Source organism: Synechococcus sp. OH20 (assembly GCF_047502685.1).
In the GTDB taxonomy this organism is placed as follows: Bacteria; Cyanobacteriota; Cyanobacteriia; order Thermostichales; family Thermostichaceae; genus Thermostichus.
In genome coordinates this window covers 1-4010 of the sequence record NZ_JANSIQ010000029.1, presented here as the reverse complement: position 1 = coordinate 4010, position 4010 = coordinate 1, and the positions used below count along the sequence as shown (strand labels likewise).

The window sequence follows — 4010 nt, the reverse complement described above, 5'->3', positions numbered from 1 at the left end:
TAACAACAAGTCCTTGCAAGACTTTACCGAGCGGGATCGGGAGTACTTGGCTGCCCTTGGCCCGGTTTTGGCGGATACGGCGGAAAAGCTACTCAAGAGCTGGACAGAGGGCGTGCAAGGGCTGCCTGCTTTTCGCGAAGAATGGGTGAAAGCCGGGGAGGGCAGCAAGAGCTACCTGACGTTGCAAGCTGCTGCTGAAGAAATAGCCCAAGGTATTCTCAGCATGTTGGACGAGCTGGGCAAGGTCAAAATTGGCGAAGCCTTCGCCCGGCAAAATCCCTTTCTCTTGGAAAGCCGCTTTGCCCACCATTCGCTGCCGGAGTTTCAGGCCAACCTGCGCAGCGTCCAATATGCTTACTTGGGTGGATTTAGGGATAGAAAAGGTCGCGGCCTCAGCCAATTTGTCCGGGACATCAACCCCAATTTGGATAGTCAAATTCAGTCGGAGTTACAAGCAGCAGCGGCGGCTCTCCAGGGGATCCCTGACCCTATCGAAAAAAGCCTTTGCGATGCCAATGCCCGTGGATCTATTACCGCCGCTATGGAAAAAATTGAAGACGCTTTCGATAACTTTGCTCGGGAAGTTGTGCCGCTTCTGCAGCAGTAAGAAAGTCCGAAAAGAGTTGAGTTGCCGCTATTTTGATGGCCTATGCGTCGTCTTCTCCAGATGTTCATGCTGGGATTGGCCTCTCTTTGGGCAGCGAGCTTTCTGGCTTTTTCCGCCGGCCTAGATGGATCCCAGCCATTGCCCCCGCAAGCGGGTGGCGAAACAACCCTTTGGAACCGCACCTCAACAGCCTACGAGCAGCCGGCCCCCAATTTGGATCCCCGCTGGGCCAGGCTGCATGCCCTGGGGGACATTGCCTTTGAGGCCAACTTTGTAGCGGCTCCAGCGCCTGTTAACCCCGGCCTTGGACCTCTGTTCAACAACAACTCCTGCGCCGGTTGTCATGTCAAAAACGGCCGCGGTCTACCCGAGAAAGGACAGCGGGTGGTTAGGGTGAGCCAGGTTGGATCCCTGGATAGAAGTGGGGATCCCCGGCCTTTTGGATGGGAGGCCATGGCTGGCAACACTCCCCCTGTGCCCGGCATCGGCACGCAGATTCAAGAAAAGGCCGTTCGAGGCTATCGGCCAGAGGCCAAGGTGGAGTTGCACTGGGTAGAGCAGACCGGACAGTACGCCGACGGAACCGCCTACAGGCTTCGTTCTCCTGTTGTGAAGCTGTTGACTCTGGAGGGATCGCCGATTAAGCCTGTCCTCATCTCCCTGCGGATCCCCCAGCCGGTGTTTGGAGCGGGCCTACTGGAAGCAGTTCCCGAGTCTGCAATCCTAGAAGCAGCCGATCCCGACGACACTGATGGGGATGGCATCTCTGGCCGCCCCAACTCTGTTTGGGATCAAGAGCAGCAGCGTCTGGTGCTGGGACGGTTTGGTTGGAAAGCCAATACCCCCAACCTCAGGCAACAAACTGCGGCCGCCTACGCCAACGACATGGGTGTCACGAATCCTCTTTTTCCGGCCGCCGATGGCAGCCAAGATATCGACGAGGACACTCTCCAAGCGACAACCGTTTACGTGCAAACCCTGGCTGTGCCTGGCCGCGTCCTTTGGCAGGATCCCCAAGTTCAGCGAGGTGAAAAGCTCTTCGTCCAAGCCCAATGCGCCAAGTGTCACCGACCAGAGCTGCACACCGGCATTCACGAGATCGCTGCCCTGGCCAACCAAGTCATCCACCCCTACACCGATTTGCTGTTGCATGACATGGGCGAAGGACTGGCAGATGGCCGCCCTGACTTTGAGGCTACGGGCCGAGAATGGCGCACCCCCCCTTTGTGGGGCATCGGCTTGTCGCAGACAGTTCTGCCCTACTCCGGCTATTTGCACGATGGCCGCGCTCTCAGCCTCGAGGAGGCCATTCTCTGGCATGGGGGAGAAGCTGAACGCTCCCGCGAGATCTTTAAAAATATGGCTGCTGAAGACAGAGAAGCCCTGCTCTATTTTCTTCGATCCCTCTAGAGCTCCGCCCATTTCCGCAGCAGGTTCGCGTAAACTTTGGAGACCAAATCAAAGTGGCGTGTCTTGCCCGATTCCTGAAACATCTGCAGCCGCACAGTCTCTAAATCAAAGAGGATCTCGCGTTCTTGCGGATCCCTAATTAGGCTTTGAACCCAACTGACGACAGCATAGCGGATCCCGCGGGTTACAGGCTCAACTTGGTGCAAGGTCGAAGCAGGATAGAGAATCAAGGCGCCCGCCGGCAGCTTGTAGGCTCGTTCTCCTTCGCTACTCTCAATTTTTAGCGCACCACCGTCATAGTCTTCGGGGGCACTCAGAAATAGGGTAAAGGAAATATCTGTACGCATAAGCTGACGCTGATCAACCATAAGCGCATCGTCGGTATGAGTGCCGTAAGACATGCCCTCTTCGTAGCGGCTAATCAAAATAGAATGAATGAGCTTGGGCCGAGCAGCCATCTGAAACAGCAAATTGCGCTCTAGAGCTGCAAAGACAATCTCCTGAATCTTCTGGTGCTGGAGGGATCCCTTAGGAATCTGCCTATTATTTTTGACAAGCCTGGCATTCCAGCCAGCCGTCAGGGCGCCATCTGCAAATTCAGCATCGGATATAATGGCCAAGGTTTGTTGCAATTCTGCTAAACTGAGAACATCGCTAATACACAAGATCATTGTCAACCTCTAAAGATCAAAACATGCAACACCTTCTACACTAGCAAAACAAAGCCTATGGAAATCATGCCTGTTTCAAGCGCTCCTTGAAAACCTCAAGTATCTGGCAGAGAAAGTAGAAACCCTTGGTGTTCCTTTGCCCTATGCAGCCACCTTCAGGTATTCGACAAAGAGAGCTTTGCAAGCTACTGGGCCTAGACTATAAAACTGTGGCCGAAGAAGCAAGGCACCTGGGACTGAGCACGCATGCCTACTTACAGCAAAAAACAGGCTGGATTTTGAGGAATGAGCTCTACTATCCCCCCGGCACTGCCTTTGGCGAGTCAGCAGGATCGTCTCCTACCTCCTCAGAAAAGCTACCCTCCAGCAGCAGAACCAATTCTAGGAAAAGGAAGGATATCCTCTCACTGCTGTTGTTGCTTGTTGTCCTGGTAGCTGCTATCTTGCTGGCCCGTCGCTTAGATCCAGACACAACTCGAGAATTTATAGCAAAACTAGGCCCATGGGCACCCCTTGCTCTGATCGGATTACGCTCCTTGAGTATTATTATTCCTGCCATACCTAGCACTGTTTACTCCATCCTGGCAGGAGCACTCTTTGGATTTGGGGCAGGAATCCTTTACATTGCAATTGCCGATTTTACCTCTTGTACACTTAACTTTTACCTGGCCAGAAAGTTTGGTAGAGGCCTAGTACAGCGAATGGTTGGGCGACAATGGATGTATAAAGTCGATGCCCTTTCAGCCAACTATCTGGAAAACAATATTTTCCTTACGGCCGGGTTTTTAATGACGGGCCTATTCGACTTTGTCGCCTACGCTGCCGGCCTAACCCAAATGAAATGGCAGAACTTTCTTCTCGCGCTAGCTTTGGGCATTGCCGTCTCTACACCCCCAGTAGTAGCTCTGGGGGCAGGGATCCTAGAGCAGGGAAGGTGGCTGCTGGGCTTTGCTCTGCTGGGAATGTTTGCTTTAGCAATGTTAACCGGCTGGCTGAGTAAAAGGCGGCGTTCTTAATTTGCCTTTAATAAGGTCAGGACAAAAGCAAGGTCAGCAGTGGCCTCTAACTCCCTTCCTCAGCGCTTTGCCAATTGAATAGCCGTGTAGCCAAGGCCTGAGGCAAGCTCTAGCACTGTTTCTCCTCGACGGAACTCGGCAAACTTGAAGAGCCGTTCGGTGGCGCCAAAGCCCCCCGGTCGAAGTGCCTTTTTACCTGCCGCAGCCAGTACTTGGTGTCCAGGTACATTTTTTAAGTCCAGCTTAGACATAGATACAGCCTGTTAAGTAATCAAGGGGTACAGTAGCAACACTTAGCAAACCAAC

5 protein-coding genes are annotated in these 4010 nt (G+C 53.4%); 3 read left to right on the top strand and 2 right to left on the bottom strand.

The annotated features are described in order from the left end of the window. Both NW826_RS06275 and NW826_RS06270 read left to right on the top strand, forming a co-directional pair. The coding region (locus tag NW826_RS06275; protein ID WP_414509705.1) for an imelysin family protein at nucleotides 1–607 on the top strand (607 nt) is incomplete at its 5' end. A gap of 42 nt (nucleotides 608–649) precedes the next feature. Next, complete coding sequence (locus NW826_RS06270; protein WP_414509704.1) at nucleotides 650–2017, top strand: di-heme oxidoredictase family protein; 1368 nt, start codon at nucleotides 650–652, stop codon at nucleotides 2015–2017. Here the strand turns inward: NW826_RS06270 and NW826_RS06265 are convergent. Next, entirely contained in the window at nucleotides 2014–2688 is a 675-nt protein-coding gene (locus tag NW826_RS06265) for a Fe2+-dependent dioxygenase (RefSeq protein ID WP_414509703.1), read from the bottom strand. The two genes, NW826_RS06270 and NW826_RS06265, sit on opposite strands and share 4 nt — an antisense overlap. 413 nt (nucleotides 2689–3101) lie before the next feature. On the opposite strand from NW826_RS06265, the gene NW826_RS06260 reads away from it, so the two are divergent. Next, complete coding sequence (locus NW826_RS06260) at nucleotides 3102–3704, top strand: TVP38/TMEM64 family protein (protein ID WP_414364060.1); 603 nt, start codon at nucleotides 3102–3104, stop codon at nucleotides 3702–3704. 59 nt (nucleotides 3705–3763) lie between these two features. Here the strand turns inward: NW826_RS06260 and NW826_RS06255 are convergent, their stop codons facing one another. Further along, nucleotides 3764–3955, bottom strand: coding sequence for a hypothetical protein (locus tag NW826_RS06255; RefSeq protein ID WP_414369201.1), 192 nt, complete (start codon nucleotides 3953–3955; stop codon nucleotides 3764–3766). Between the last annotated feature and the right edge of the window lie 55 nt (nucleotides 3956–4010).